This window comes from Ruegeria sp. AF2 (assembly GCF_056542025.1).
The window spans coordinates 1297347-1322343 of sequence record NZ_JBQFZC010000001.1; the positions used below are offsets into that span (position 1 = coordinate 1297347).

23 protein-coding genes and 1 tRNA gene are annotated in these 24997 nt (G+C 56.0%); 5 read left to right on the forward strand and 19 right to left on the reverse strand.

Features of this window, described 5'->3' with window-relative positions; all coding sequences use genetic code 11:
- The 3 genes from ACR0NM_RS06440 to ACR0NM_RS06450 are packed head-to-tail and all read right to left on the reverse strand — an operon-like array spanning position 1 to position 1911.
- Positions 1-309 (reverse strand): BMC domain-containing protein, encoded by a 309-nt coding sequence (locus tag ACR0NM_RS06440; protein WP_170393275.1) that lies wholly within the window; start codon positions 307-309, stop codon positions 1-3.
- A gap of 43 nt (positions 310-352) precedes the next feature.
- Positions 353-619 (reverse strand): EutN/CcmL family microcompartment protein, encoded by a 267-nt coding sequence (locus ACR0NM_RS06445; RefSeq protein ID WP_480613679.1) that lies wholly within the window; start codon positions 617-619, stop codon positions 353-355.
- The gene (locus tag ACR0NM_RS06450; protein ID WP_480613681.1) at positions 619-1911 is read right to left on the reverse strand and encodes a glutamine synthetase family protein; all 1293 of its coding nucleotides are present in this window, start codon (positions 1909-1911) and stop codon (positions 619-621) included. The genes ACR0NM_RS06445 and ACR0NM_RS06450 overlap by 1 nt, the downstream gene beginning before the upstream one ends.
- A 92-nt stretch (positions 1912-2003) precedes the next feature.
- On the opposite strand from ACR0NM_RS06450, the gene ACR0NM_RS06455 reads away from it, so the two are divergent.
- Positions 2004-3143 carry an FAD-dependent oxidoreductase gene (locus ACR0NM_RS06455; RefSeq protein ID WP_170405348.1) on the forward strand — a complete coding sequence of 380 codons (1140 nt, stop codon included), beginning with the start codon at positions 2004-2006 and terminating at the stop codon, positions 3141-3143.
- On the opposite strand, the gene ACR0NM_RS06460 is transcribed toward ACR0NM_RS06455, so the two are convergent.
- From ACR0NM_RS06460 to ACR0NM_RS06480, 5 genes are all read right to left on the reverse strand, one after another.
- Complete coding sequence (locus ACR0NM_RS06460; protein ID WP_170405345.1) at positions 3140-3490, reverse strand: hypothetical protein; 351 nt, start codon at positions 3488-3490, stop codon at positions 3140-3142. The genes ACR0NM_RS06455 and ACR0NM_RS06460 overlap by 4 nt on opposite strands.
- 89 nt (positions 3491-3579) lie before the next feature.
- On the reverse strand, positions 3580-4224 hold the full coding sequence (locus tag ACR0NM_RS06465) for a type 1 glutamine amidotransferase (RefSeq protein WP_480613683.1): 645 nt from the start codon (positions 4222-4224) through the stop codon (positions 3580-3582).
- 50 nt (positions 4225-4274) lie between these two features.
- The gene (locus ACR0NM_RS06470; RefSeq protein WP_170393281.1) at positions 4275-5699 is read right to left on the reverse strand and encodes an FMN-binding glutamate synthase family protein; all 1425 of its coding nucleotides are present in this window, start codon (positions 5697-5699) and stop codon (positions 4275-4277) included.
- Positions 5684-6397, reverse strand: a complete 714-nt coding sequence (locus ACR0NM_RS06475; RefSeq protein ID WP_170405341.1) for a GltB/FmdC/FwdC-like GXGXG domain-containing protein — start codon at positions 6395-6397, stop codon at positions 5684-5686. Before ACR0NM_RS06475 ends, ACR0NM_RS06470 begins: the two co-directional genes overlap by 16 nt.
- Complete coding sequence (locus ACR0NM_RS06480) at positions 6394-7338, reverse strand: class II glutamine amidotransferase domain-containing protein (RefSeq protein ID WP_170421277.1); 945 nt, start codon at positions 7336-7338, stop codon at positions 6394-6396. The genes ACR0NM_RS06475 and ACR0NM_RS06480 overlap by 4 nt, the downstream gene beginning before the upstream one ends.
- A gap of 128 nt (positions 7339-7466) precedes the next feature.
- Here ACR0NM_RS06480 and ACR0NM_RS06485 point away from each other — a divergent pair, with 128 nt between their 5' ends.
- A complete protein-coding gene (locus tag ACR0NM_RS06485) occupies positions 7467-8138 on the forward strand; it encodes a GntR family transcriptional regulator (RefSeq protein WP_170405336.1) in 672 nt (223 codons plus the stop codon).
- 58 nt (positions 8139-8196) lie between these two features.
- Here the strand turns inward: ACR0NM_RS06485 and ACR0NM_RS06490 are convergent, their stop codons facing one another.
- Positions 8197-9504: an aminotransferase class I/II-fold pyridoxal phosphate-dependent enzyme gene (locus tag ACR0NM_RS06490; RefSeq protein WP_480613685.1), complete on the reverse strand. Its 1308-nt coding sequence runs from the start codon at positions 9502-9504 to the stop codon at positions 8197-8199.
- A 96-nt stretch (positions 9505-9600) separates the two neighbouring features.
- Here ACR0NM_RS06490 and ACR0NM_RS06495 point away from each other — a divergent pair, with 96 nt between their 5' ends.
- Positions 9601-10479: a LysR family transcriptional regulator gene (locus ACR0NM_RS06495; RefSeq protein ID WP_480613687.1), complete on the forward strand. Its 879-nt coding sequence runs from the start codon at positions 9601-9603 to the stop codon at positions 10477-10479.
- Positions 10480-10586: 107 nt separating this feature from the next.
- Here the strand turns inward: ACR0NM_RS06495 and ACR0NM_RS06500 are convergent.
- The 10 genes from ACR0NM_RS06500 to pyrH all read right to left on the reverse strand — a co-directional run bounded on the left by ACR0NM_RS06500 (position 10587) and on the right by pyrH (position 21877).
- Positions 10587-10676 (reverse strand) — tRNA-Ser (locus ACR0NM_RS06500).
- Between the two features lie 64 nt (positions 10677-10740).
- Positions 10741-11568: an exonuclease/endonuclease/phosphatase family protein gene (locus ACR0NM_RS06505; RefSeq protein WP_170510728.1), complete on the reverse strand. Its 828-nt coding sequence runs from the start codon at positions 11566-11568 to the stop codon at positions 10741-10743.
- Between the two features lie 87 nt (positions 11569-11655).
- Positions 11656-14109: a DUF3772 domain-containing protein gene (locus tag ACR0NM_RS06510; protein WP_480613689.1), complete on the reverse strand. Its 2454-nt coding sequence runs from the start codon at positions 14107-14109 to the stop codon at positions 11656-11658.
- Complete coding sequence (locus ACR0NM_RS06515; protein WP_170662323.1) at positions 14109-15143, reverse strand: cysteine synthase A; 1035 nt, start codon at positions 15141-15143, stop codon at positions 14109-14111. Before ACR0NM_RS06515 ends, ACR0NM_RS06510 begins: the two co-directional genes overlap by 1 nt.
- A 66-nt stretch (positions 15144-15209) precedes the next feature.
- Complete coding sequence (locus ACR0NM_RS06520) at positions 15210-16328, reverse strand: NUDIX domain-containing protein (protein WP_480613691.1); 1119 nt, start codon at positions 16326-16328, stop codon at positions 15210-15212.
- 29 nt (positions 16329-16357) lie between these two features.
- The gene (locus tag ACR0NM_RS06525) at positions 16358-16798 is read right to left on the reverse strand and encodes a TrgA family protein (protein WP_170405320.1); all 441 of its coding nucleotides are present in this window, start codon (positions 16796-16798) and stop codon (positions 16358-16360) included.
- Positions 16799-16814: 16 nt separating this feature from the next.
- Positions 16815-18023 (reverse strand): SAM-dependent methyltransferase, encoded by a 1209-nt coding sequence (locus tag ACR0NM_RS06530; protein WP_170393292.1) that lies wholly within the window; start codon positions 18021-18023, stop codon positions 16815-16817.
- Positions 18024-18092: 69 nt separating this feature from the next.
- On the reverse strand, positions 18093-19517 hold the full coding sequence (locus ACR0NM_RS06535) for a cryptochrome/photolyase family protein (RefSeq protein ID WP_170731995.1): 1425 nt from the start codon (positions 19515-19517) through the stop codon (positions 18093-18095).
- A gap of 47 nt (positions 19518-19564) precedes the next feature.
- Complete coding sequence (locus ACR0NM_RS06540; protein ID WP_480613693.1) at positions 19565-20791, reverse strand: aminotransferase class V-fold PLP-dependent enzyme; 1227 nt, start codon at positions 20789-20791, stop codon at positions 19565-19567.
- Positions 20792-21124: 333 nt separating this feature from the next.
- Positions 21125-21877: a UMP kinase gene (gene pyrH / locus ACR0NM_RS06545; RefSeq protein WP_170405311.1), complete on the reverse strand. Its 753-nt coding sequence runs from the start codon at positions 21875-21877 to the stop codon at positions 21125-21127.
- Positions 21878-21974: 97 nt separating this feature from the next.
- Here pyrH and miaA point away from each other — a divergent pair, with 97 nt between their 5' ends.
- Both miaA and ACR0NM_RS06555 read left to right on the forward strand, forming a co-directional pair.
- Positions 21975-22868 carry a tRNA (adenosine(37)-N6)-dimethylallyltransferase MiaA gene (gene miaA / locus ACR0NM_RS06550; RefSeq protein WP_480613695.1) on the forward strand — a complete coding sequence of 298 codons (894 nt, stop codon included), beginning with the start codon at positions 21975-21977 and terminating at the stop codon, positions 22866-22868.
- 351 nt (positions 22869-23219) lie between these two features.
- Positions 23220-24890 carry an ABC transporter substrate-binding protein gene (locus ACR0NM_RS06555; RefSeq protein ID WP_480613697.1) on the forward strand — a complete coding sequence of 557 codons (1671 nt, stop codon included), beginning with the start codon at positions 23220-23222 and terminating at the stop codon, positions 24888-24890.
- Positions 24891-24997 lie beyond the last annotated feature (107 nt).

Genomic DNA, 24997 nt, shown 5'->3' on the forward strand with positions numbered 1-24997 from the left:
TTAAGCCGCAGAGCCAGCACCAAGGCTGTCGATTATGGCCTCAAGTTCATCATGTGGGCGCGCGATCACGTGGACGGATACGACTTCACCAACTTTATTTGCCGCTGTCGCACCTGCATCCGCGGCGGCTTTGACTGCGCCGACTTCACCACGCACAAGGGTGGTGACTAGGCCTCCGCCAGCCTTGGTTTGGCCGACAATCGAAACGCTGGCCGCCTTGACCATCGCATCTGCCGCTTCGATCGCGCCGACCAGTCCGCGCGTTTCGATCATGCCCAAGGCCATTTGCCCCGCCACTGGTTTCGCCATTTCTAGTTCCTCCAAAGAAATTTAGATGTTTGGTGTTCTTGGTTCAGGTCTTGGACACGCGATCCACAATCGCGATGATCGCCAGATCGATGGGCGCGGTGGACAGACCGGCGGCCATACGCGCCGCCGAGCCGTTGACCAGCAGAACCGTATCCCCCACCCCGGCGCCGCAGGTGTCGACAGCGACCCGCGCCGGTTCGATCACCTTGCCTTCGCTATCGACCAAATCCGTCACCAGCAGTTTCGTACCGACCAGTTTTGCGTCTTTGGCCGTGGCTGTGACGGTCCCGGCGACCTTGCCCAAATGCATCAGAAGGTCCTCAGGTAACGGTCCAACTCAACCGGAGTGACCTGTTGATTGAAGAATTCAAGCTCGCGCTCGGCCTGTTGCAATACCAACTCCCACAGCATTTCGCCCATGAGATCGCGAAGCCATTCGGATCCTCGCGCCAGTTCGATCGCCGTTGGCAAGTCGGTCGGGATCGGATCGCCGATCCCTTCTTCGTAACCGTTGCCAGTTGTCGGCTCTGAGGGAGCCAGGCCCTGCTCGATCCCGTCCAGCCCCGCTGCAATCTCGGCTGCCAGCAGAAGGTAGGGATTGGCATCTGCACCAGCGTCACGTTTTTCTACGCGCACCGCGCTGTCGGATCCTTCAATGACCCGAATACCAACGGTCCGGTTGTCATAACCCCAGCTCGTGTTGATCGGGCAGAAAGTATAAGGCTGACGGCGTCGATAACCATTGACGGTGCCACTGCCACAGATTGCAGTTTCGCACATGCGTTGTTGCAGCCCGGCGATGAAGGATTTGCCAGTATCGTTTATCTTGCCGTTATCGGCAAAGACATTCTTGCCGTCTTTCCAAAGAGAGTAGTGTGTGTGGAAGCCGTTGCCGGACTGATCGAAGAACGGTTTTGGCATGAAGGTTGCCAGATAGCCGTGGGCGATGCCCAGCTGGCGGATCAGCGACTTAAACAAGACGACACGATCTGCCGCTGCGAGCGCTTCGCCGTAACGGATATTCACCTCAATCTGACCCGCAGCGTATTCGGGGTTCGATTGCTCGATTGGAATACCGCACTCGTTGATCTGTTGGCGGATCGGCCCAACGATGTGCTCCATCCGCGCAGCACGGCCCAGACCGTAGACCTGGATCCCGCTATCGCGCGGCTGTCCGGTCTCCGGATCCAGTAGATAGAATTCAAGTTCAGTACCGACATTGACCTTGAACCCCATTTCGCGGGCCCGTTCAACTTGACGCACCAACGCCTGACGCGGATCGATCGGAACCGGCTTGTGATCCATACCTTCCGCCCGACCAAAGCAAACAGCGACGCCTGGCTCCCACGGCACAGCGACGGGCTGGGTCATTGGGAAGACGTGCATATCGGGGTAGCCGTTGTCGAAATTGACATAAGGCGTATCCCAGACGTCGCACGTCATATCGATCGCCATCAATGCAATCGACAGCGCATTGCCGCTTTTGCAGACGTGGTCCCAGTGGCTGGCCGGAATGCGCTTGCCGCGCATGATGCCGTTGAGGTCACCCACACCGAGTATGACGGTGTGCGTGCCTTCGGGCAGATCAAATCCCGAACTCATTGATGCGCTCTCCCTGTTTTTTGGCTTTATAATTGTTGTATTCTGTATACAGTATTCACAAAGACAATCGATAAACAAGGAAAATCTGCATCATGTCCAAGAACTCGGTCATCGTTGTCGGAGGCGGCATCGTCGGCGTCATGACGGCGCTTACACTGCAACGACGTGGTGAGGCAGTGACTTTGATAGATCGCTGGGAACCGGGACATTCCCGTGCATCTTCAACGGATTACAACCGTGTCATCCGTGCGATTTCCGGGCGGGATGAGTTCTATACACGTTGGGCCCGCGAAAGCCGCCTGCGCTGGCTGGAACTGCAAGCCGAGAGCGGCCAGAACCTGATGTATGAATGCGGTGCGCTGATTCTTGCAACAGGCGGTCATTGCGACTGGGAGAACGCCACAGCCGAAACCTTCGACCGCGTTGGTGTGCCCTACTACAAGTTCGGGCGGCAGGACATCGAATCGCGATTTCCGCAGTTTCGCGTTCCTGACATCGAATACGCCCTGTTCGAACCCGAAGCCGGAATGCTGATGGCGCATCGCTGCGTCCTGACCGGGCTTGAGCTGTTTCGTCGAGCGGGCGGGATCGTACAGCGCGGTCGCGTGACCACCGATGGATCAGAGCGCCCAATGCTGGATGGAAAGCCGCTTGAGGCTGATCTTATCATTGTCTCAACCGGCCCCTGGATGGCGGACATGTTCCCCAGGACGATCAAGCCGATATCGACGGTGGTTGGTGTGAATGTCCTCTATACCTCGACGCCAGATGGGTCCGAGGAGTTCGATATGAGCCGGATGCCCTGCTGGATCGATCATGGTCAGGGCTCATTCGGGCTACCCTCATCCGAAGGTTCAGGCGTCAAAGCCGCGGTCGTCATCCCGGACAAGATCGATCTGGACAATGACGAAAGGCTAATCCGACAGGAAACGCTAGGACGCACTCGCAGCTACATCCGTCATCGTCTTCCGGGCCTTGAAGGTGAGCGGATAGTGGATTCCAAATTCAACCAGATCATCCTGACACCTGACACGCACTTTATTGTCGACTGGCACCCCGAGCATGAAAACGTGCTGTTCGCCGGAGGCTGCTCGGGACATCTGTTCAAACACGCGCCGGTTTTTGCAGAGTTTGCGGCAGGTGTTGGAATGAAGGATTTCGGAACGGCTGATCGTTTCAAGATCACTGGTCGAAGAAAACTGAGCCCAAAAGAAAGTCCAAGCGGGCGTTAACCTTCTGAAAGCGCCGCATAGAGCCCTGAATTCGGGCACTTTTCCTGAGGCAGGCGAACACCTGATCGAATTGCATCTCGGCAGGTCTTTGCTTGGCGACAATGTCCACATTTTTCCGCCAACTCAAGGCCAAGCTCAGGATGGGCCTTAAGATCATCTTCACTCAGGCCAAACTGACTAGCCATCGAGAGTATACGCTCTCGCGCGTTGGGCGCGCCAGAACGCAACATGGCCAAATCAGTGCGGGACAGTCCGAGATCCGATAGCTCCAGATCGCTGATACTTCCCTCGCGTGGAGCATTCACAATCCGCGCAATCCTCTCAAAGAAATCCTTGTATCCCGTCATTGCCAAATCTCCCAACCGATTGCGTATACAGTATACATAGTGCGGCTTGGCTGGACTTGATTAGGATCAAGAGCCGCTCGCTCAAAGGCTTATTGCTCAGGGACGTATGTACCGCGAAAAAGCTCTACTGCTTGAAGCGCTGCAATATCGTCGGGCACATTTGCCGCGCTGACCGAGGACATCCCATCATCCGCTTCCGTAGCTGACAAAAGCACCTCTCGACCTCTGGTGAACAGATCGCGCAAGTGATGCGCCTTGTATTCGGGATGAAACTGAACAGAGCGGGCAGGAAAATCATAATCCAGTGCACCAACTGGACAGTGGCCCGCTGATCCGGTCACCCGAGCCGAGTCCGGAATGCTTGTTACCTGATCCTGATGCCAGACATATGCATCCACGCTATCTCCGCCATAGTTGAAGGGCCGTGCGCCAACGACATTGCCTACCTCGACTTTCTCGGCCCGACCACCATAGACGTCAGCCATGATCTGATGTCCGAAACAGATACCAAAGACTGGTTTTCGGATTTCTCGACAACGGTCCAGGAAGGCACGTAGCGGCTGCATCCAATCCGTGTCATCATAAACGCCAAATTCAGATCCGCCGACTATAGCGCCGTCGAAATCGCTCTCGTCCGGGAGCGGTTCTCCATCAACGACCCCGGCTACTACGAACTCGGCTTCCGGTAGGTGTGGGGCGATCCACTCCTGAATCTGCTGTGAAGTCCGCGGCATTCCCTCCAACAATGGCAGCGGGTGGCTAGTCAACTCAAGAACTGCGATTTTCACCAGTCAAAAGCCCTGTCAATTCCAGCCATTTTCACCCCAGTGAAAGCTGACGCTTGAAAGCTAAGCGCACGCAAGTCTTCGGTTTCCAGATTGTGTACCGAGGACTTTCCGCAGGCTTTCGCAAGCGCTGTAATCTCCATGGTCATGGCCGTCAGATAGCGCGCAATGCGCTCTGCCCCTGCATTAGGGTTCATACGAGCTTCGAGACTTTCATCCTGCGTCGCAATGCCAACCGGGCAACGACCAGTGTGGCAATGGTGGCAGGCGCCCGGCGAGGTTCCCAACGCCGCGTAATCTTCGAGATAGCGCGGACTGTTGCATCCTAGCGCAACCATGGCCGCGTTGCCGATCATCACAGCGTCAGCACCGAGGGCCAGACACTTCGCGGCGTCCACACCGGACCGAATGCCACCGGCAGCGACCAGAGAGACTTTGCCGGTCATGCCGCATTCGTCCAATGCTTCACGCGCGGCACGAATAGCGCTCATCGTTGGGATTCCGGTATGGTTTAGCAATAGCTCCGGAGACGCGCCGGTGCCACCTTCGGCACCATCAACTACTACAACATCTGCACCCGCTTTGGCAGCAACTGCCACGTCAAACCGGGGACGTGTCGCACCCATCTTGATGAAGATTGGCACCTGATAGTTGGTGGCGATGCGCAATTCTTCAATCTTCACTGCCAAATCATCAGCGCCGAGAAAATCTGGATGGCGGATCGTAGATCGCTGATCCACGCCTTCGGGCAAAGTTCGCATCTGGCTGACGCGCGGGCTGACCTTCATACCCAGCAACAGACCCCCGGTTCCGGGTTTCGCACCCTGCCCCACGACAAGTTCCAAGGCATCCGCGCGGCGCAGATGATCCAGATCCACACCATACCGCGCGGGTGACATCTGATAGAGCAGGCGTTGGGAGGCTTCGCGCTCCTCTTCCAGCATGCCACCCTCACCCGTGCAAGTCATGGTTCCTACTTTCGAGGCCCCATAACCCAGCGATGCCTTGGCCGATGCCGACAAAGCACCAAAGGACATTGAAGCGATGTAGATCGGGATCTTCAATTCAAGTGGGCGCTCCACAAGGCCGCGCCCTCCACCCAGAACGGTCGTCGTATCGCAATTCTCGCGATAGCCTTCCAGCGGCAGGCGGGTCATCGTTGCAGGAACGAATGTCAGATCATCAAAAGTCGGCAATTGCTTGTTGAACGTGTTGTATCCACGCACCTGATAGCGCCCAAGCTGCGCCAGCGCGTGAACTTCCGAGATCGCCTCGGGTGTCCAGCGGGTCGATCCTCCTTCGTCATACGACGAAGGAACGCCAGCCGGGCGGCCGTCGATCGCTCCCGCATCGCGGAACCTGATTTCCTCTTCCGAGGCAACATCGAACGGATATTCGTAAGGTTTACTCAGATCATGAGCCATGCGCTTGCGTCCCTGCTTTCAAAATACCAAAGACGCTGGCCCGAAACCATTTTGCGCCAATTTCGCGAACTGTCGACAAGCCCGAGCGGGTCGAGGATCGCATCAACCTCGGCCACTTCTTCAGCAGTCGGTTCGATCACGTCGACATCCACACCCAGGCTGTCGACCTCGCCAGCTACCCAGACTTCGCCTTCCCAAAGCGCATCAGCACAGGATTCACCCGCACCGCCAAGCGCTATGATCCGACCGGAATGCGCCATGAAGCCGGACTGATAGCCAATCTTTCCTTCGACGACGATGTTTCCACCTTTCATCGCAACGCCCACCCTTGGCCCCGCATCGCCTTTGACATGGATCGTGCCGCCGATCATCGCAGCACCACAGGACATACCGGCATAGCCACCGACAGTGATGTGCCCTTTGGCCATACCTTCGCCAACGGCCCAGCCGCAGTTGCGTTCGATAGTGATTTTCGCCCCGGTATTGAGACCGCCGCAGTAATAACCAACCGACCCCTCGAAAGTGATATCCACATTGTCTGGCAGACCCACGCCCAAATTATGACGAGACAGCGTATCTACCACGCGGATCGGCCGACCCATTGTGCAGGCTTCCATTATCTCACGATTGACCTCGCGGATATGTCGCTTGCCGACTTCGATGACGATCTCATCCATCTTTGCAGCCACCTCATTCATGCCGCCAAACTCCGGTTTCCGACGCCCCAGATACCGGTCAGCGACGGGCCGTCGTAGTTGATCACATCGCATTCCTCGGTCATCACCCGGCGGACCGCTTGTTCTTCGGTCGCAGCCGCCAGATCGCCATTGCGGTTGACGACGACCAGAGGCTTCATTGCAAATCGGTCTTTGGCAAACCCAATCCCGTTTGGCGTTGCGATCATGTAGGTAAACACACCATCGATAGAGGTAATGGACTTCTTTAGCGCCTGCTCCATGGTCAGGCCCGCCTTCATCTGGTCGCTGACCCAGACGGCAATCAACTCGCTGTCATTCTCAGTCAAGAACCGATAACCCATTCGGGTCAGCTTATCGCGCCAGGTGAAGTAATCGGTGATCTGCCCGTTATGTACGATCGCGACATCCGAAAATGGGCGCGCCCAGAACGGATGCGATGCGTTAGGCAATACCGAACTTTCCGTAGCAAGCCGCGCATGCCCCAGCCCATGTGTTCCTATCATATCGCGAACGCCGTGCTTTTCTGCCACGGCTTCGGCACCACCAATATCCTTGATGATCTCAAGACTACGGCCGCAGGATTGAACTTCAATGCGGTCTGTCAGCTCATCCGCGTCCGCGACCCAGGCTTGAAGATTCCTTGGGTCTGAAATTTCCATCCGAAAGCAATAGTGACGACTTTGGTCCGTTACGATTTGGGGGTCAGACAGAAAGCTGCTTCCGTGTTCACGCAATATCGTTTCAAACGCGGAGAGATCCGCATCCTGTTGAGACTTGTCGAATCCCATTCCGCGTAAAACGTATCCCGTTTCTCGTGGCAAACCATAAACGGCGAAGCCAGTGCTGTCGGCGCCTCGATGTTCCTGCGCATCCATCAGGTCAACAAGATCCGCCCCAACCTTCCCGGGCGCGGCCAGTATTCTACCAGCAATTCCACACATGAAGAGCTCCCTGTCCATTCTTTCCTGTATACTGTATACAGTACACGAACAATAGCAACCCCATTCGCCTTGGCAGCAGTTGTTTTATTGAATACAGAATTCATGAAGGACAGAAAGAGAGGCTCCGAGTGGCTCTGAAACAAATCAAAACACAACGCAGACGCCTGGCGGACGAGGTCTATGATCAACTGGTCGAAGCCATCATGAGTCGCGAGATCACCGGTGAAGATCGGCTGGTGCAGGAAAAACTGGCCGCCGAGTTGAACATCAGCAGGACGCCTGTACGTGAAGCGCTCATGCGGTTGGAGACTGAAGGCGTGTTGGAAGTGGCCGCCAGCGGCGGATTTCGACTGGCGCGCATGGACCAGACCGAGGTTCGGCAACTATACCAGGCACGCGCAGCCATCGAAGGTCAAGCCGCGCGCATACTTGCGGTACACGCTGAACCAGAGGTTCTTGATCGATTGCGTGAACTCATTCGTCGCGAAGAAGATCTGAGCCAGCCGACGACCCGAGACTACTTTATCGCAAACCGGCGCATTCACCGTGCCTTCATGGTTGAGGCGGGCAACAAATTTCTGATCGACATGTTCGATATGATTTGGGGCAAAGCAATGGCGTTCCATCTGTTTTCGGCGATTGAAAACGTCGATATCTCCAAATCGCTCGGAAACCACCTGACGCTCGTTGACGCGATTGCGACGGGTGATGTCACCGAAGCGCTGGAAACTTTCACCAGCCACATTCAGGAAGGTTTCGACCTTCAGATCGAAGGTCTGAAAGAAGCGGATAACGGCTAAACAGCGTTTCTGATCGAGCGACCAATCAGGGCCTGAGACCTGATTGGCCGCAACTGGTTCAAATCACAAAATGCAACCTATCGAACTCACCGCGCCATCCAGATACCTCGGATAGAACGGATTCACCGCCCAAGCCACGTCGGATCAGTTCTGCCAGACGCTCTGCATCTCCTGCTGTCATACCCCACCGGACCAGCTCGGGCGTGCCGATCCGTAGGCCATTCATGTCGCCTTCCACCGGCTCAACTGGCAATCCGATGCCACATGCCAGAAACCCGGATTTACGAAGCAGTTTGGAGGCAGTCTGACCGCCACCATACGGCGCTGCCAGTACCGCGAATTGATGCGAATTGGTGAAACCCTCTCCACCCGCGAAGACCGGAACACCTTGCGCATCCAACGCGGCAGCAAGTGCTTTGGACATCGCAATCATCTCATCTGCATAGGCTGAGCCGAACTCTTTCCAATCCAGCATGGTGACGGCAAGTGCAGCCGTTTTGGCTGCATCAAAGTTGGCTGTCATGCCGGGGAAAGCAATTGTATCCAGCGCCTTGGCGATTTCCGCATCGTTTGACACAATCAGACCCCCGGCCGGTCCGCCCAGGCTTTTGTAGGTACTCATGGTCATGAAATGCGCACCCTCCTTCAGCGGGTTGGACCACGCATGCCCGGCGATGATCCCGCACTGGTGGGCGGCGTCGAACATGACCTTTGCGCCGATTTCATCCGCTATGGCACGCACTTCGGCCACAGGATGCTCAAACAGGTTCAGACTGCCGCCTATCGTGATTAGCTTGGGGCGTTCGGCTTTCGCCAATGCTCTCAACCGGTCCAGATCAACGGTATACCCATCTGCGTTGACGGGCGCCTCAATAGTGCGCAGACCAAACAGACCGGCACACCCCGCCAGGTGGTGCGTCACGTGGCCACCAATCGACGCGGGCGGAGCGATGATCGTATCTCCGGGTTTGCAGGTCGCCATAAAGCCATAGAGGTTGGCAATGGCCCCCGAGGGCACGCGAACCTCGGCGAACTGCGCATCAAAGACATCGGCACATAGTTCTGCGGCGATAACTTCGATCTCTTCGATCGCCTCCAGTCCCATTTCATATTTGTCACCGGGGTATCCCAGCGATGGTCTGGATCCAATGCCCGAAGACAATAGCGCCTCGGCCCTCGGGTTCATGACATTTGTCGCCGGGTTGAGGTTAAAGCACTCTTTTTCGTGAATGCGGCGGTTTTCGTCCGCCAGATGCTCGATCCGGGCCAGAAGATCGCCAGACGACAACGATGCGGCCTTTGTCGCGATGTCCTGGATCAGAGTTTCGCTTGCGGCAGGCACCCAATCTCTTTGTACAAGTGTCATCTGACATCCTCCTGTTTTTTGCAGTTTGGCGGCTTTCGCGTGACACCGCAAAGCAGAATTGTTATTTCTTGGCGTAGAAAAACTAAGGCTAGATCAATGAGTGTCTCCCCCAAACGCCCCAAGGGACCTCCGCTGAATGCAATGAGGGCGTTCGAGGCCGCGGCGCGTCACGTCAGCTTTGTCGCGGCGGCGGAAGAGCTGAACGTTTCTCCGGGTGCGATCTCACAACATGTAAAGGCGTTGGAGGGTTGGGCAGGTGCGCCGCTGTTTCGCCGCAACGCCCAAGGGGTGGAACTGACGCCCCAAGGTCAATCACTTGTCGCGGTCTTCACCACAGCCTTTGATCAGATGGGCGATGCCGCTCGGGCCCTTCGGAACCTCAAGCCAAATGCCGATTTTCACATCGCCGCCTTGCCTGCTGTTGCCCAACTCTGGTTGCCCAAACGATTACGCCGGATCAGAAAGTGTTTTCCGCATATCAATTTTTCGGTCACGGCGCTGGAAACACCACCCAGCCTTTCGCGTGAGATGTTCGATTTGGCGATCTTCTTCGCGGCCTTGGACGAAGCACCTGACCAAATTGTGCTGTGCGAGGATGAAACCCAACCGGTTTGCGCCCCTGCTCTGCTGGATCAGTTAACCGGCAACAACGGGTTTCAAGGCACTCCCTTGTTGCACGATCAGACGTGGAGCAGCGATTGGTCCACATGGTCGCGAAGCACAGGTTGTGAGGTCCCAGATGTCAAAACTGGCCCGCATTTTTCGCTTTACAGCCTTGCCGTGGAAGAGGCCAAGGCCGCAGCTGGCGTGCTAATGGGGCACCTATGCTTACTCGAAGAGCCATTGAAATCTGGTGCACTCGTAACGGCCCACGCGCAATCCTGCCCGACAGGGCGTGCTCTAGCGGTTCAAGTGCCAGTGGCATCGCGACGAAGACCTGAAACCGATCAAGTCATCGCCTTGTTGTCAGATTGAGTCAAATCTCATCAATCCGGTGCATTGTGCACGACACTTCACATTGAAAGCCGTGCACAAAACAGTCTCGCATAGACCGCAAGGCATCTCAGATTTCATGGGGTATATGGCGGAGAGACAGGGATTCGAACCCTGGAGACGGTTTCCCGCCTACACACTTTCCAGGCGTGCGCCTTCGACCACTCGGCCACCTCTCCGGTAGAGGTGACTTATGCGAATTTCTGAACCGAGTGCAAGGCCCCATTCGCAAAAATGGACCGGTCAAAAAATACGAAAGCTGGCAACAAATGGCAGATGATCCGACACCTCATCCTTGAACGCCTCGCGCCCCATATTCATGGTCCAGTGCATTGGAAACAGTCGCAGGCTGCCGCGGACATAATCGGTGGAATAAGTGCGTGATACGGCAAAACCGTCCAGCAAATTGGCGCGCCCCTTATCCAGAATATGCGAGAACCGGTCTTGCAGGTCCCAGCACGAAACAAAGTCCATCATGTCGTCCCCACCAAGATGGTGGAAATTGCTGACGTCCTGACCGGGGATCATGTTGAAATCACCCATCAGAAGGATCGTGCGCTGTGTCAGACCGGGGGTCGAGCGGATCTCGGCGATCTTGTCTCCGATAATCCTGCATTGGCTGTCACGTATCTGCTGCTCGGGCCGGTCTCGTCCGGATTTAAGATGCACAGCGATCAGCTTAGCCTTGAATTTGCCGACCTCGACATCGGCGATCAGGGCCTGACGTCCGCCGGGATCGTCACCTTCCGAGCCGTCGATCAGCTGCAAACCTGTCACCGAGACCCCCGGTTTGTGCAGAAAACCGATATGGATATTGCCGTTGGGCTGCGGCAGGATCTTGACCTGATAGTCCAGCCCCTTATCGGCCAGACCCAAGGCCAGCCGATCGATATGTTCGATGGGGCTGACCTCGACCAGAGTGATCAGTTCGGCGTCCAGCAGGGCCAGCCCTTCGATTTGATGGGTGACCCGGTCACTGCTGGCTGGAATACCCAGACTTGTGTTTACTGGATTGAAGCCGGCCAGATTCCAGACGGCAATACGCGCGAGGCTGTGTGAAAATGTAACCATCAAAATTCCTCCTGCAAATGACTTCAGACTACATCAAAATGAAACAGTCCGATAACCATTTGCGGGAAAATGCCGATCGCATCACGCTCAGTGGTTGTCGCCCTCGCCGTCCTGATCCCCTGCCGCGTCCAGATCGTCTGCTGTCATGTCCACTGGTTTTGTCGATGGCGCTTGGGGTGATAGGTCGTCATCCACGGCAGAAGCATCATTGGACGGATCGGACTGACCCGTCAGCACCTCAGGGTTACGGAGCCACAGGTCACGCTGCGCGAACGGGATTTCGATACCTTCCTCAACGAACCGGCGATTGATCTCGTGGTTCATGTCGGATTTGACAGACAGCACCCAGTTCACATCCCGCAGGATTGCGCGGATTTCAAAATCCAACGAGTCTGCACCGAAGCCCTGGAACACTACGCTGGGCGCGGGATTGGCCAGAACCATCGGGTGCCCGTTTGCGATCTCGCCCAGAATAGTTTCGACCTTGCGGCTATCGGTACCATAGGCGACGCCTACAGGCACGATCACTCGGCCAATCGTATTGCCCCGGGTGTAATTCGTAACCACCCCACTGATCAGGTCCGAGTTTGGAACGATCACATCCGTCCGGTCGAACGTCTCGATCCGCGTCGACCGGACTGAGATATCGCGCACATATCCCATCATGCCGTTCACATCGATCCAGTCACCTTTGGAGATAGGACGCTCAACCAGCAGGATGATCCCTGAGACAAAATTCGATACGATGGTCTGAAGACCGAAACCGATGCCGACCGACAAAGCACCCGCCACGATCGCAAGCGAGGACAGGTCAAAACCGGCAACCATGATGGCGATCAGTGCCGCTAGAAAAATTCCGACATATCCGGTACCCGACACGATGGCATTCTGCCCGCCGGGATCAATGCTGGTCTTCGGCAGCAGTGAATTGCGCAGCCCGCTTTGCAGCAAACGGGTCAGCGTATATCCAATGGCGAAAATGGCAACGAACGTCAGGAAGTTACTGGGTGAAATCGTAACCCCGCCAATATCGAACCCCAGCAACAATCGCGACCAAGCTTCAAGCAGATCCGTCTGCCGCGCGCCCCAGTAAAGCGCTAATATCGGCAACGCCAGAATGGCAAGCGCGAACCCGACCAGAACCGAAAACAGTGAATCGCGCGCGGCGTCGCCCTGCCCCGAAAGCCAGCCATACACTGTACCGATAAATCGCTGCACGATCACCAGAGCTGCAATCAGAACCAGCGTTTTGATGGCAGGAAATACGATAGCTTCGGCGGCGTTAATGTATCCGAAGGCCCCCAAGATTGGAGTCGCAATCCCAAGCATGAACAAGGCGCGCCGCAGGAACTCGACCAATTGGCTGAACCCTGCGCCACGGCGGGTAGCTTCTTGGTCTGTCTGTTCTTGCTGAGGCTCTGATTGGCGGACCTGACGCACACGCAGCAAAAGAAGGGCCGATACCACAACGATCGGGAAGCCAACAACGGCGCGGGTCGCGTCCGAGATATTCTCGATCTGCTCGAACAATTGCGCCAGCTCGTGCAGAATAAGCATGACCGCCAACAGGTCGATATAAACCCGCAATTCTCTGATTTTGCCTGCGGACAGTCTTTGGAAGTTCTGCGCCGCTCCCATCAGATAGACCTGCCGGCCGATCCAATCAAAATAGAAGATAATCGCGGCCCAATAGGGAATTTGCTGGAACAAAAGTGTACCGCGCAGGCCCAGCACGCCAGTTAGCACGACAGCGGTGACCAACGCCAACACGCCCAACCAAGGCAATAGAATGCGCAACAGCGAGACAATAAAGGTCCAGACCCCGCTGCCGCTACCTCCTAGCGAGCGGAGATATTCGCCGCCTTTCTCGGACCATTTGCGCCCAAACAGCAATAGAACTGCTGAAACAACCAACAGCACGAGAATGCCAAGACCGCGCTCGCGGATTTGTTCGCGCACCACATCAGAGCGCAAGTTTTCGATGGTTTCGTTAATAAGACTGTGCGTCGCCTCTTTGATGTCGACCCAGGCTGGTCCCCAATAGACGGGGTTGAGCGGCGACGGCCCGCGTTTCAGCATCTCTTTCTTTTGTCTGTCCCGGACGATCCGATCAATTTCGCTGATCAGCCCATTCGCGCGACTGAAAGCCTCTTCCGAGATGATGCGGGGAACACGCAAACTGTTCAACTGGGTTTCGAGTTGCGCGCGCAGCTTGGCAATGTCTTCGGCCTCGCTTTCCCCGTCAGCCGGCTTTGGGCCAAGCGCCTTGAGTTGGCTTTCCAGCGTCTGAATACGATCGGTGTTGGCACCTCGGGCTTTGTTAAAGTCTTCGCGATACTCATTTATTTCCGAACGCAAATTCTCTAATGCTGCGTTGGATGCACGGTTCGCGCGAATAACAGATTCCGCCCGGTCCGCCGTGCTGACCCAGCCCTGATAATATTCGCTCTGCCGGTCAGTAAGTTGGGCAGAGGCGATCCCGCCCAAACCGATCAAGCAGAATAGCACCAGAACCAGACACAGGCGGACCTGTCGCAGCATCACACGTCCTCAAACACGCCAGGAATACTGCGCGGCGCTTCGGTCATCCAATCGGGCACGGGAAGTTCCTTTTCACGCAGGAATTCAGGATTGAACAGTTTGGATTGATAGCGGGTGCCGTAGTCACACAAAATCGTAACAATGGTGTGCCCTGGACCCAGTTCTTTCGCCAAACGGACGGCACCGGCAATGTTGATCGCGGTTGACCCGCCCATCACCAGACCCTCTTCGCGCAGCAGATCGAAGATATAGGGCAGCGCTTCGCTATCGGTAATCTGCCAGGAATGGTCAGGTGTGAACCCTTCGAGGTTCTTGGTAATCCGCACCTGTCCGATACCTTCTGCGATAGAACCTCCCTCCATCGCGATCTCACCAGTGGTGTAGAAGGAATAGAGCCCCGCCCCCATCGGATCAGCCAAACCGATCTTGACACCCTTGGGCTGCAACGCTTCGGCCACCCCGGCCAGAGTACCACCCGATCCAACGGCACAGATGAAGCCATCGACTTTACCGCCGGTCTGCTCCCAGATTTCGGGACCAGTGGTTTCCACATGTGCCTGACGGTTGGCGACATTGTCGAACTGATTGGCCCAAATCGCGCCATTTGGTTCGGTTTGAGCCAATTGTTCGGCCAGTCGGCGCGAATAATGCACAAAGTTGTTGGGATTACGGTACGGCGCCGCAGGCACCTGCACAAGCTGAGCGCCCGCCAGGCGGAGCATATCCTTTTTCTCTTCAGATTGGGTTTCGGGAATGACGATCACCGTCTTGAACCCCATCGAGGCACCAACCAGCGCCAGACCGATGCCGGTATTCCCGGCCGTGCCCTCAACAATCGTGCCGCCGGGTTTCAGATCACCGCGCGCTATCGCATCGCGGATGATAAACAACGCAGCACGGTCTTTGACGGACTGACCAGGGTTCATGAATTCGGCCTTGCCGAGGATCTCGCATCCCGTTTCTTCGCTGACGCGACGCAGCCGGATCAAAGGTGTTTTACCGACGGCGTCGGCAAGGTCTCGTGCAATGCGCATGGCATCCTCTTGTCATATGGTATTGCAGCAGATTTACAGGTGCCCTGACGCGATCACAAGCAGGGATCACTTAGCGCGCAGTCGATCGCGGTTCCGCGCCAACCAATAAGCAAGAGTTAGAAGCGGCAGATCCTTGAAAACATGAGCATCTACTATGTTCATGAATTCATCAAACGGCAGAATTCTGCTGCGGATATCCTCACCTTCGGAAGCGAGGCCACCGCTTTCAACCGTACTAGTCAGATCCCCAAGACCGACATAGAGATAAACATATTCTGTTGACGATCCGCTGGATGAATAGGCACCACCTGCATATTCCAGTTGGTATAGTGAAATCTGCGCTTCTTCCATGGCCTCGCGGGTGGCCGCCTGCTGAGGTGTTTCGCCCGGATCGATCATGCCAGCCACAGGCTCCCACATCCATGGCTCGGGGTCGTCGATCAGGAACACGGGCGCGCGAAATTGCTCTACCAGCAACACCGTATCGCGCACCGGATCATAAGGCAGGACGATCACTGCAGACCCTTGCATCAACCCGCTGCGATGCAGCACCGGGCTCAGGGCGCCGTCATACTGACGATGCTGCAGTTCAATTTCATCCATCCCAAAATAGTTGACATAAGCGTGCTTGCGGTCATGAACGATCACGTCATCCGCAACGCTCCGCTCATCCCCCGTTCCACGTTGTCTTGCCGCTAATCTGGCCCAGGCGCGTGTTCTTATAGCTGGAAAGCTGCGCACGATGTCCGAGGCATCGACTCTTCCAAAATGGGCCATCACCTCGTCTGCCGCGAACACCGAAAGCGCACCCCAATCCCTGATCCAGGTTTCAAGATCCCACGGTGCGCCTTTTTTCCAAATGTCAGTATCCGGAAAGAACACCTTGGCCTGATGTTCTTTTCCATCCTCAGTCACAATTGTCTCCGGGCGCAGTTCATATTCGAACCCGCCTTCATAGAAGGCCAATCGACTACGCTCGACGTCACCTAGGCCCTGCACCAGAACACCACTGGCCTTACTGCCCTTTTCGGTGACAATCATTGGAAAGGGTTGATCTTGAACCGCATATACGGCGTGATCGGGCAAAACAGCCTGCATCGCCGATAAATCGTCTGCGCTGCGACCCATGACGAGTTCCAGCAAAGAGACATGGCGCAAAGTGCCATAGAAAAACAGATTGGACAAAGCAGAGGCCCCGAATTGGCAGATCAGATTTAACGCCAGCGGCGAAAGGCAATTTCGGTAAGTATCCCGCTGAGAACAGCACCAAAACCCAGCGTAAGCAGGATTTCCGGAGCCAGAAGCTGTTCACCATAGCCAATCCCGATCTGAAAGATGGCAAGCAGAGCCTCAAACGGACCACCAAACCGATGGCGCATCGCCTGACTGAACATCTCGTAGGTGCCCTGAACGAACAGCCCCCAGAACACCAGCGCCGCAACACCGGTCAAACCGTTGTTGACGGCCGCGGTCCAGCCACGGCCAGCACGTTTACCCATGACAACCCAGCCGCAGATCCAACCCAAGATTATGTTCACGTAAGTGAAATAACCATAGTCCTTACCCTCTTCCCCGTTGTCGATAATCATGCCTGAAACAAGGAATGCGATCACCAGCAGACACAACGCGGCGACGAGACGTGAGGCTGTAGGCATTCGATTTTTCCGTTCTTCAACTGGGTTTGGCTATCGTGATCTGTGTCACATCACAATTACCGGTGTCAAAGGCTGCGCCACATGCGGTCAAATAATAATTCCACATGCGGCGAAAACGCTCATCAAACCCCATCTCCGATATCTGATCCCACTTGGCATTGAATGTCTCGTACCAGCGTCGCAGGGTCAGATCGTAGCTTTTGCCAAACTCTTTTGAGCGTACAACGGTCAACCCCGCCTGATCGATCTGATCTCTAAGGATAGACGGTGCTGGCAACATCCCGCCGGGAAAGATGTATTTCTGAATGAAATCAACACCGTTCTTGTAAATATCCCAACGATGATCCGCGACCGTGATGATCTGCAAGGTGGCATGGGCACCCGGCTTCAACCGATCACGGACCGTGTTGAAATATGCGGGCCAATATTTCTGACCGACTGCCTCGAACATCTCGATCGAGGCAATTCCATCATATTGACCCTGCTCATCGCGGTAGTCCTGTAGCTTGAACTCCACGAGATCAGAAAGTCCCGCTTTTTCAATTCGCTCTCTAGCAAACTTCAACTGCTCTTGGCTAATGGTCAGCCCGGTGACGCGCAGCCCGCGCTCTTTCGCGGCATATTCGGCGAACCCGCCCCAGCCGCACCCGATCTCAAGGATATGATCCCCCGGTTTGGCCCCCATTTCATCCACCAGGCTGGCATATTTCGCAGTCTGCGCCTTTTCGAGGCTTTCCTGACCCGTTTCAAATATGGCGCTGGAATAGGTCATCGTGTCATCCAGCCACAGGCCATAGAAATCATTGCCGAGATCATAGTGATACGAGATGTTCTTTTTCGCCTGTGACCGGTTGTTACGATGCAACCAGAACCGCAGTCTTTCGTAGGCTCGCACAAGAAACTGTCCGGTAAAATCATCGTAGACCGTCTCAGTTCCCAGATGCACGAGGTCCATGAAACTGCGTAGGTCCGGTGTGCTCCAATCGCCTTCAAGGTAGCCGTCCGAGAAGCCCAGCTCTCCCTCGCGCACCAGCCGGGAAAAGACGTCCGGGTCGTGGATGTCCACATGTGCCACGGGGCCTGGTTGTGGCGCATCCGCGCGGAAAATGCGTCCGTCGGGCAGCGCGATGTCAAGTCGGCCGCGCTCCATCCTCTTCAGCATCTTGAAGACTTGTGTAAAATATCTCGGCAGGTTTTCCTGCCCTTCGGTGCTCGTCAGGAACATCCGCTCTCCCCTCTGCGGTTGCGGGTCAAAGCTAGGACGGGATTCGGTTTCTGGCAAGTTTTCAGTTCCTTACTGGTCTTTTCCGGCATTATACGCGCCCAACGCACGGGCGCGGCCTTCCTTCAGCCCCACCACCGGTGCGGGATACATCTGGTCAGGAGAAAGCCCCCATGATCGCGGCACGGCATCAAAATAGGCCAGCGCGGTCGATGGCGGCTCGGATTGGCCCTCGGCAATCCAGCGACGCACATAACCTGAGTTTGGATCAAACCGCTCGCGCTGTGTGTCGGGATTGAAGATACGGAAATACGGTGCGGCATCAGGGCCGCAACCGGCCACCCATTGCCATCCCATCGCATTTGCAGCTGGGTCCCAGTCGATCAGGCAATCCCCGAACCAGTCGGCGCCGATTTTCCAATGCGTCATCAGATGCTTTGTCAGATAACTCGCGACAATCATCCGCGCTCGGTTGTGCATGCGTCCGGTGACATACATTTGTCTTAGACCGGCATCGACAAGCGGAATTCCGGTTCTTGCCTGACGCCACGCGCGCACTTCGGGCGTGTCGGGATCAGTATTCCAAGGGAATGCGTCCCATTCAGGCTTCCAATTGGCACTCAGAAGATGCGGCCAGTGGTACATTAAGTGATATGCGAACTCACGCCACACAAGCTGACGCAGATAGCCTTCACCACCATGCGCCCCGGTTTGGTCGGCGATTTGCACTCGATGCCAGATTGTACGCGGCCCGATCTCGCCCAGAGCAAGGTATTCTGAAAGATCAGAGGTTCCAGATTGATCCAGTTGATCCCGCTGTTCGCGATACTGATCAATACGTTCTAGAAACGCATCCAACTGGTCCAGCGCCGCATTTTCGCCCGGGTGGACAAACGGGCGGACCACTGCGGCCCCGCGCTGCATATCCCGATCCAGTCGCCAATCAGACAATTGATCGGACGCAGGCCAGGTTTTCGGCGTCATAAGCCGCGTGGGCGCGGGCTCGGGCAAAGAGACTTCGCGCCCCTGCACTGATCGCCACATCGGAGTGAAGACCCGAAACGGCTGGCCGGTTTTGGTGGCGATCGTCCAAGGCTCAAACAAAAGCAGGCCAGCAAAAGACTGTGCCTGGATACCCTGTTCGGTCAAAGCAGCCTTGATCTGGGTATCCCTGTTGATCGCCTCTGGATCATAAGCCCGCGTCCAGAATACGGAGCCTGCCCCAGTTTCTCTGACCAGTTCACAAAGAACATCCAGTGCTTGACCCTGGCGCAGTATCAACTTGCTGCCAAGCTGCTCAAGCCTGCCGGCAAAAGCGTCAAGGCCCAGACCAAGGCGCCATTTCGGCGCGGCACCCAAAGTCTGAACCTGATGATCGAGAACAAATACGGGCACGATGGGTCGACCTGATTGCACCGCCGCGCTCAGCGCCGGATGATCTCCTAACCGAAGATCGCGCCTGAACCACAAAATGATCGGAGAATGATCAAAATCCATGTCCGCCCCATGTTTTCTTCGAACTACGAAGCGCCGCAGAAACTGGATCACAAAACGCGGTCAAGCGCCTCCAAAAGCTGATCAATTTCCTGTCGGCTGGTGTAGTGTGTAAAGCTAAGGCGCAAGACCCCTTGGTCTGCGTCAACGCCCATCGCTTGCAACGGACGATGTGCGTAGAATTCACCGCCACCCGCCATGATACCGTGTTTGGATAGCTCGGCGGCAACAGGCTCGGCCTTCTTATTCAGACTTAACGCTACCGTCGGTGCGCGCCGACTGGCATCAGACGGTCCGATCAGGCGCAGAGCGTTCCGGTCTTTGACCGCGTCCAGCAGAGGTTGCAATAAAGCGACCTCGTGTTCCCGCATCAGATCATGCACAAAGGACCCCCTTGCCGAAGCTCCTGCTTCCGGTCCGCCATGATGGGTACAAAGCAGGTCCACATAGTCCGCCATGCCTGCGCTGGCCGCGATCTGAGCATGATCAGGCCCGGCTGGTGTGAACCGCTTGAAAAGAGCGTCGCCGTTGAAATAATGCGCTTGGTTGGGCAGCAATTCACCCAGAGCTCGTCGAATAACCATGCAACCCTGATGCGGGCCATAGGTTTTGTAGGCGGAAAACAGATAGATATCTGGGCCCAGATCACCGACATTGGGGAACCCGTGCGGTGCGTAAGAAACCCCGTCGACACAGGCAAAAGCACCCGCAGCATGTGCGATTGCGGTGATTTCGGTGACCGGGTTGATTTCCCCAACGACATTCGAGCAATGCGGAAAGCACACCAGCCGCACTTTCTCGTCCAGCAAATTCTCCAAATCTTGCGGGTTCAAAGACCCACTCTCCGGATCAATCTTCCATTCCCGAATTTCGATCCCCTCATCGGCCAATCGCCGCCAGGGCCCCGAGTTTGCTTCGTGGTCCTGATTGGTCACGACAATCGCTTCGCCCGGCTGCATCCACTGCCGGAATGCCTGAGCCAGTACATAGGTGTTCTGCGTCGTCGAAGGGCCAAAGCTCAGCTCATCTGTTTCCACCCCCAATATCGCGGCAAGTCGCGCTCGTGCTTCGTCCATTTCCGCGCCACCCGCACGGCTCGCCTCATAGGGCGCGTAGGGCTGAACCTTTCGCTGGGTGTAGAACCGGCTCAACCGATCAAGCACAGGTTTGCAGGTATAGGATCCACCTGCATTCTCAAAAAAGGCCTGTCCCTGAAGGCTGGGTTCCGAAAAGGCCGGGAACTGTGCCCGAACGAATTCAATATCAAGAGCGCCCATCGCATCTCTCTCCCTTATCATGCACTACAGTCCGGGTCGTTGCCCGCGCAAAGTCCGGACATCCCCGAAAACAAGGCAGGTCTTCCAGCCCAGCCGCAGGTCCTTGGAACGGGTAAGGATCGACGGCAGCCCCCATGATGGCCCCATCACCACCAGCAGACCCGGCCAGATAGCCAGAGGTAGAAGGTTGGGTCAAGTGATTGCGTTAATAGTATTTTTTGCCGCCACGCAATGCGTGCACTGACGAAGTCATTGGCCCACGCGAGGCTTAGTTTCTTTTAGGTAGGAAAATGCCGGGCAGAGATGCCCGGCTCAGTGTTGCTCAAATCAGCATTAGCCCTGAACTTTGGTATAAGTCCCCTCACCCGCCAGGATGCCGCGGAACCCGCCGGGTTCATCCAGACCGAAAACGATCAGTGGCAGATTGTTGTCGCGCGCCAATGCAATGGCCGATGCGTCCATCACGCGCAGCCGCTTGGCCAAAACATCGTCATAGGAAACCTGATCATAGCGCACTGCATCCGAGTGTACCTTGGGGTCTTTGTCATAAACGCCATCCACACCGTTCTTGCCCATGAAGATCGCCTGACACGCCATTTCGTTAGCGCGCAGAGTCGCAGCGGTATCGGTGGTGAAATAGGGGTTCCCGGTTCCCGCGGCAAAGATGCAAACCCGCTTTTTCTCAAGGTGACGAACAGCACGGCGGCGAATGTAGGGCTCGCACACCTCATCCATCCGAATGGCCGAAATCACACGTGTAAAGACCCCTACCCCCTCCAGAGCGGATTGCATCGCCAGCGCGTTCATGACAGTCGCCAGCATGCCCATGTAGTCGGCTGTCGTACGCTCCATCCCCTGCGCAGATCCAGACAGACCACGGAAGATATTGCCACCCCCGATGACCATGCAAATCTCAACACCAAGATCATGAACCGATTTGACCTCTTGCGCGATGCGCTGAACGGTGGGCGGATGCAGTCCGAATCCCTGATCTCCCATCAGCGCCTCGCCGGAAATCTTCAACATGACACGGTCATATGTTGTTTTTGGGGTCTCGGTGGTCTCGACGGAAGGGGAAAGGCTCATGTTGCGCTCCGGGCTGGCACGGGGTTATTTTCCGGCGCAAAATGAAGCAAAACCTCCGCAGGTTCAATGCGGATAGTCAGGAACGGGGCAACCAGTCATGGCCGACAACTCTGAGAACCGGCTTTTGGCGCAATTGCCGTCGATTCCCGATGACAAACCTGTATTGATCGCCGGGCCCACTGCCTCGGGTAAATCGGCGCTGGCGCTGTTGATCGCCGAGCGTTTCGGAGGCGTGATTGTCAACGCCGATGCCAGTCAAATCTATGACTGCTGGCGTATTATCTCGGCCCGACCCTCGCCCGAGGATGAGGCCCGCGCACAGCACCGTTTGTATGGGCATGTTGCCTATGACCAGACCTATTCGACTGGTCATTGGCTGCGAGAGGTCACGCCGATGCTGTCGCAACGCCCTCGTCCGATAATCGTCGGAGGGACCGGTCTGTATTTCACAGCTCTGACCGAGGGGATGGCCGATATCCCTGCAACCCCGCCGGAAATCCGGGAACACGCGGATAAGTTGCCGTTGCAAGAACTGATCGCGGGTTTGGACGGTCTGACCCTGCAGAGGATCGACACCCAAAATCGCGCGCGTGTTCAGCGCGCCTGGGAGGTTCAGAACGCAACCGGGCGATCCCTTTCGGATTGGCAGGCTGACACACCCGCCCCGATACTGGATATTCAAAACACGGTGCCGATTGTTTTCGACGCCAGAAAAGACTGGCTGCTGGATCGCATAAACCGACGGTTCGACCTGATGTTGGACCAAGGAGCTATAGTGGAAGTGGAGGCCATGCGCGATCGCTATGACCCCTCTTTTCCCTCCTGTAAAGCGATCGGCGTTCCGGAGCTAATGGGCTACCTGGACGGCCGCATGACACTGGATGAGGCGCGCGAAAAAGCGACGATCGCGACACGTCAGTTTGCCAAGCGCCAACGCACATGGTTCCGTGCGCGCATGAAGTTCTGGCATCACCTTGACGCAGCGCGTTGAAGGTTGCAGCCGCCGGATACGATAAAGCCCAATATAACAACGCCTTAATCAGCACCATGGTGAGAGATAGATATGTATCCATCTATCCGTCACAACGTGTCTCGTTTCCTTTCACATTGAAACTTTCCGAACCTCACTTTCTGCCCGGATGTCGTTTTTGTACCATCTATGACGATTTCCAACATTGACGCAGGGAAAAAACTGGTGCCGAATGCGGCTATGGGGATGTTGATAAATCGTAAATCCAAGCCCGTGGCCCTACCAACCGAGACTAAACGGTCCCTGTAGTGCCCGGCTCTATCAATCAGAAACACGAAATCTAAAAAAATTATGTGTCACAGGGAGACATCTATGGAAAACCAGACAATCAACGGAAAGCCGATGCATTGGGCGGCAGAGATGCACGCCAAGGAATATCGTGAGGGCAATCTGAGCCGTCGTGAATTTCTGACCCGTGTAACCGCGCTGGGCGTTGCTGTACCGACGGCATATGGCATGATTGGCCTGCAGTCACCGGCAGCCGCTGCCGAACCTCAGCGTGGCGGCACCATCCGCTATCAAATGGAAGTGCGCGCACTGAAAGACCCGCGCACATATGACTGGACGCAGATCGCAACCTTCACGGCTGGCTGGCTGGAATATCTTGTCGAATACAATAATGACGGCTCGTTCAAACCCATGCTGCTGGAAAGCTGGGAAGCCAATGATGACGCCACTGAATACACGCTGAACGTCCGCAAAGGTGTGAAGTGGAACAATGGTGACGATTTCACTGCCGAAGACGTAGCTCGCAATATCGAAGGTTGGTGCGACGGGTCTCTGGAAGGGAACTCGATGGCCTCGCGCATGGCCTCACTGATGGATGAGAGCACTCAGAAAGCCGCAGATGGCGCCATCACCGTTGTCGACTCGCATACAGTCAAGCTGAAGTGCAACGCGCCGGATATCACGATCATCCCCGGCATGGCAGACTATCCGGGTGCAATCGTACACAGCAGCTTTGATGCAAATGATATGCTGTCCAACCCAGTTGGTACGGGTTTCATGATGCCCGAAAGCCATGAGGTCGGCGTGAAGGGCGTACTGGTCCGCAACGAAGGCTTTGACTGGTGGGGCTACGAAGCTGGTAAAGGCGGCTATATCGACCGGATCGAATTCATCGATTATGGCACTGACCCTGCCGCTTTCCTGGCCGCCTATGAGGCCGAAGAGATCGATATGAACTGGGAATCGGTTGGCGAGTTTGTCGACATCTTTGACAGTATTGGCCTTGTCCGCTCGGAAATCCCATCGGGCTTTACCATTGTCATTCGCCCCAACCAGCTAGCTGAAGACGCCGATGGCAACAAAATCTATGGCGACAAGAGGGTCCGTCAGGCCCTTGCCATGGCAGTCGACAACGGCGTCTGCCTTGAACTTGGCATGTCCGGCTACGGCATCACTGCCGACAACTGTCATGTAGGCCCGATGCACCCCGAGTACGACTCGGCTGTGACGCGTATCCCTTACGATCCGGCAGGCGCAAAGGCGCTGATGGACGAAGCGGGTATGGGCGATTTCGAGCACGAAGTGCAGTCGATCGACGATGACTGGCGTCGCAATACCACGGCTGCGGTAGTGGCTCAGTTGAACGATGCGGGCATCAAGGCAAAGCACACGGTTCTGCCTGGTTCGACATTCTGGAACGACTGGACCAAGTACCCGTATTCCTCGACCAACTGGAACCACCGCCCGCTGGGCACGCAGGTTCTGGCACTGGCGTATAAGTCGGGTGTCGCTTGGAACGAATCTGGTTTTGCCAACGAAGAGTTCGACAAGCTGCTGGCCGAGGCGAACTCGATCGCGGATGTCGATATGCGCCGCGAGGTGATGGCGAAACTGCAGGCGATCATGATCGACGAAGGCGTGGTCATCCAGCCGTATTGGCGGACCGCGATGCGTCACCACCGCGACAATATGGTCGGTGTCGAAAAGCACATTGCGGACCTGCCGCAGCTTTATAAGTTCGGCCTGACTTCCTAAGCCGAAACCTACAAGGGCCGCGCCAATCTGGCGCGGCCCTTCGTCCTCAATACGGCGACCAGAATAATAGCAATGCGTGGGGCGAAATGCCTGTCACGCCAGCCGAT

Coding starts and splice junctions, on each gene's coding strand:
- ACR0NM_RS06475 (WP_170405341.1), bottom strand. CDS start 6,397: ATGAATGAGGTGGCTGCAAAGATGGATGAGATCGTCATCGAAGTCGGC.
- miaA (WP_480613695.1), top strand. CDS start 21,975: ATGGCCGACAACTCTGAGAACCGGCTTTTGGCGCAATTGCCGTCGATT.
- ACR0NM_RS06460 (WP_170405345.1), bottom strand. CDS start 3,490: ATGACGGGATACAAGGATTTCTTTGAGAGGATTGCGCGGATTGTGAAT.
- ACR0NM_RS06455 (WP_170405348.1), top strand. CDS start 2,004: ATGTCCAAGAACTCGGTCATCGTTGTCGGAGGCGGCATCGTCGGCGTC.
- ACR0NM_RS06465 (WP_480613683.1), bottom strand. CDS start 4,224: ATGCCGCGGACTTCACAGCAGATTCAGGAGTGGATCGCCCCACACCTA.
- ACR0NM_RS06445 (WP_480613679.1), bottom strand. CDS start 619: ATGCATTTGGGCAAGGTCGCCGGGACCGTCACAGCCACGGCCAAAGAC.
- ACR0NM_RS06490 (WP_480613685.1), bottom strand. CDS start 9,504: ATGACACTTGTACAAAGAGATTGGGTGCCTGCCGCAAGCGAAACTCTG.
- pyrH (WP_170405311.1), bottom strand. CDS start 21,877: ATGAGCCTTTCCCCTTCCGTCGAGACCACCGAGACCCCAAAAACAACA.
- ACR0NM_RS06495 (WP_480613687.1), top strand. CDS start 9,601: ATGAGTGTCTCCCCCAAACGCCCCAAGGGACCTCCGCTGAATGCAATG.
- ACR0NM_RS06450 (WP_480613681.1), bottom strand. CDS start 1,911: ATGAGTTCGGGATTTGATCTGCCCGAAGGCACGCACACCGTCATACTC.
- ACR0NM_RS06535 (WP_170731995.1), bottom strand. CDS start 19,517: ATGGATTTTGATCATTCTCCGATCATTTTGTGGTTCAGGCGCGATCTT.
- ACR0NM_RS06515 (WP_170662323.1), bottom strand. CDS start 15,143: ATGCGCATTGCACGAGACCTTGCCGACGCCGTCGGTAAAACACCTTTG.
- ACR0NM_RS06530 (WP_170393292.1), bottom strand. CDS start 18,023: ATGTTCCTGACGAGCACCGAAGGGCAGGAAAACCTGCCGAGATATTTT.
- ACR0NM_RS06440 (WP_170393275.1), bottom strand. CDS start 309: ATGGCGAAACCAGTGGCGGGGCAAATGGCCTTGGGCATGATCGAAACG.
- ACR0NM_RS06555 (WP_480613697.1), top strand. CDS start 23,220: ATGGAAAACCAGACAATCAACGGAAAGCCGATGCATTGGGCGGCAGAG.
- ACR0NM_RS06510 (WP_480613689.1), bottom strand. CDS start 14,109: ATGCTGCGACAGGTCCGCCTGTGTCTGGTTCTGGTGCTATTCTGCTTG.
- ACR0NM_RS06470 (WP_170393281.1), bottom strand. CDS start 5,699: ATGGCTCATGATCTGAGTAAACCTTACGAATATCCGTTCGATGTTGCC.
- ACR0NM_RS06540 (WP_480613693.1), bottom strand. CDS start 20,791: ATGGGCGCTCTTGATATTGAATTCGTTCGGGCACAGTTCCCGGCCTTT.
- ACR0NM_RS06525 (WP_170405320.1), bottom strand. CDS start 16,798: ATGCCTACAGCCTCACGTCTCGTCGCCGCGTTGTGTCTGCTGGTGATC.
- ACR0NM_RS06505 (WP_170510728.1), bottom strand. CDS start 11,568: ATGGTTACATTTTCACACAGCCTCGCGCGTATTGCCGTCTGGAATCTG.
- ACR0NM_RS06480 (WP_170421277.1), bottom strand. CDS start 7,338: ATGTGTGGAATTGCTGGTAGAATACTGGCCGCGCCCGGGAAGGTTGGG.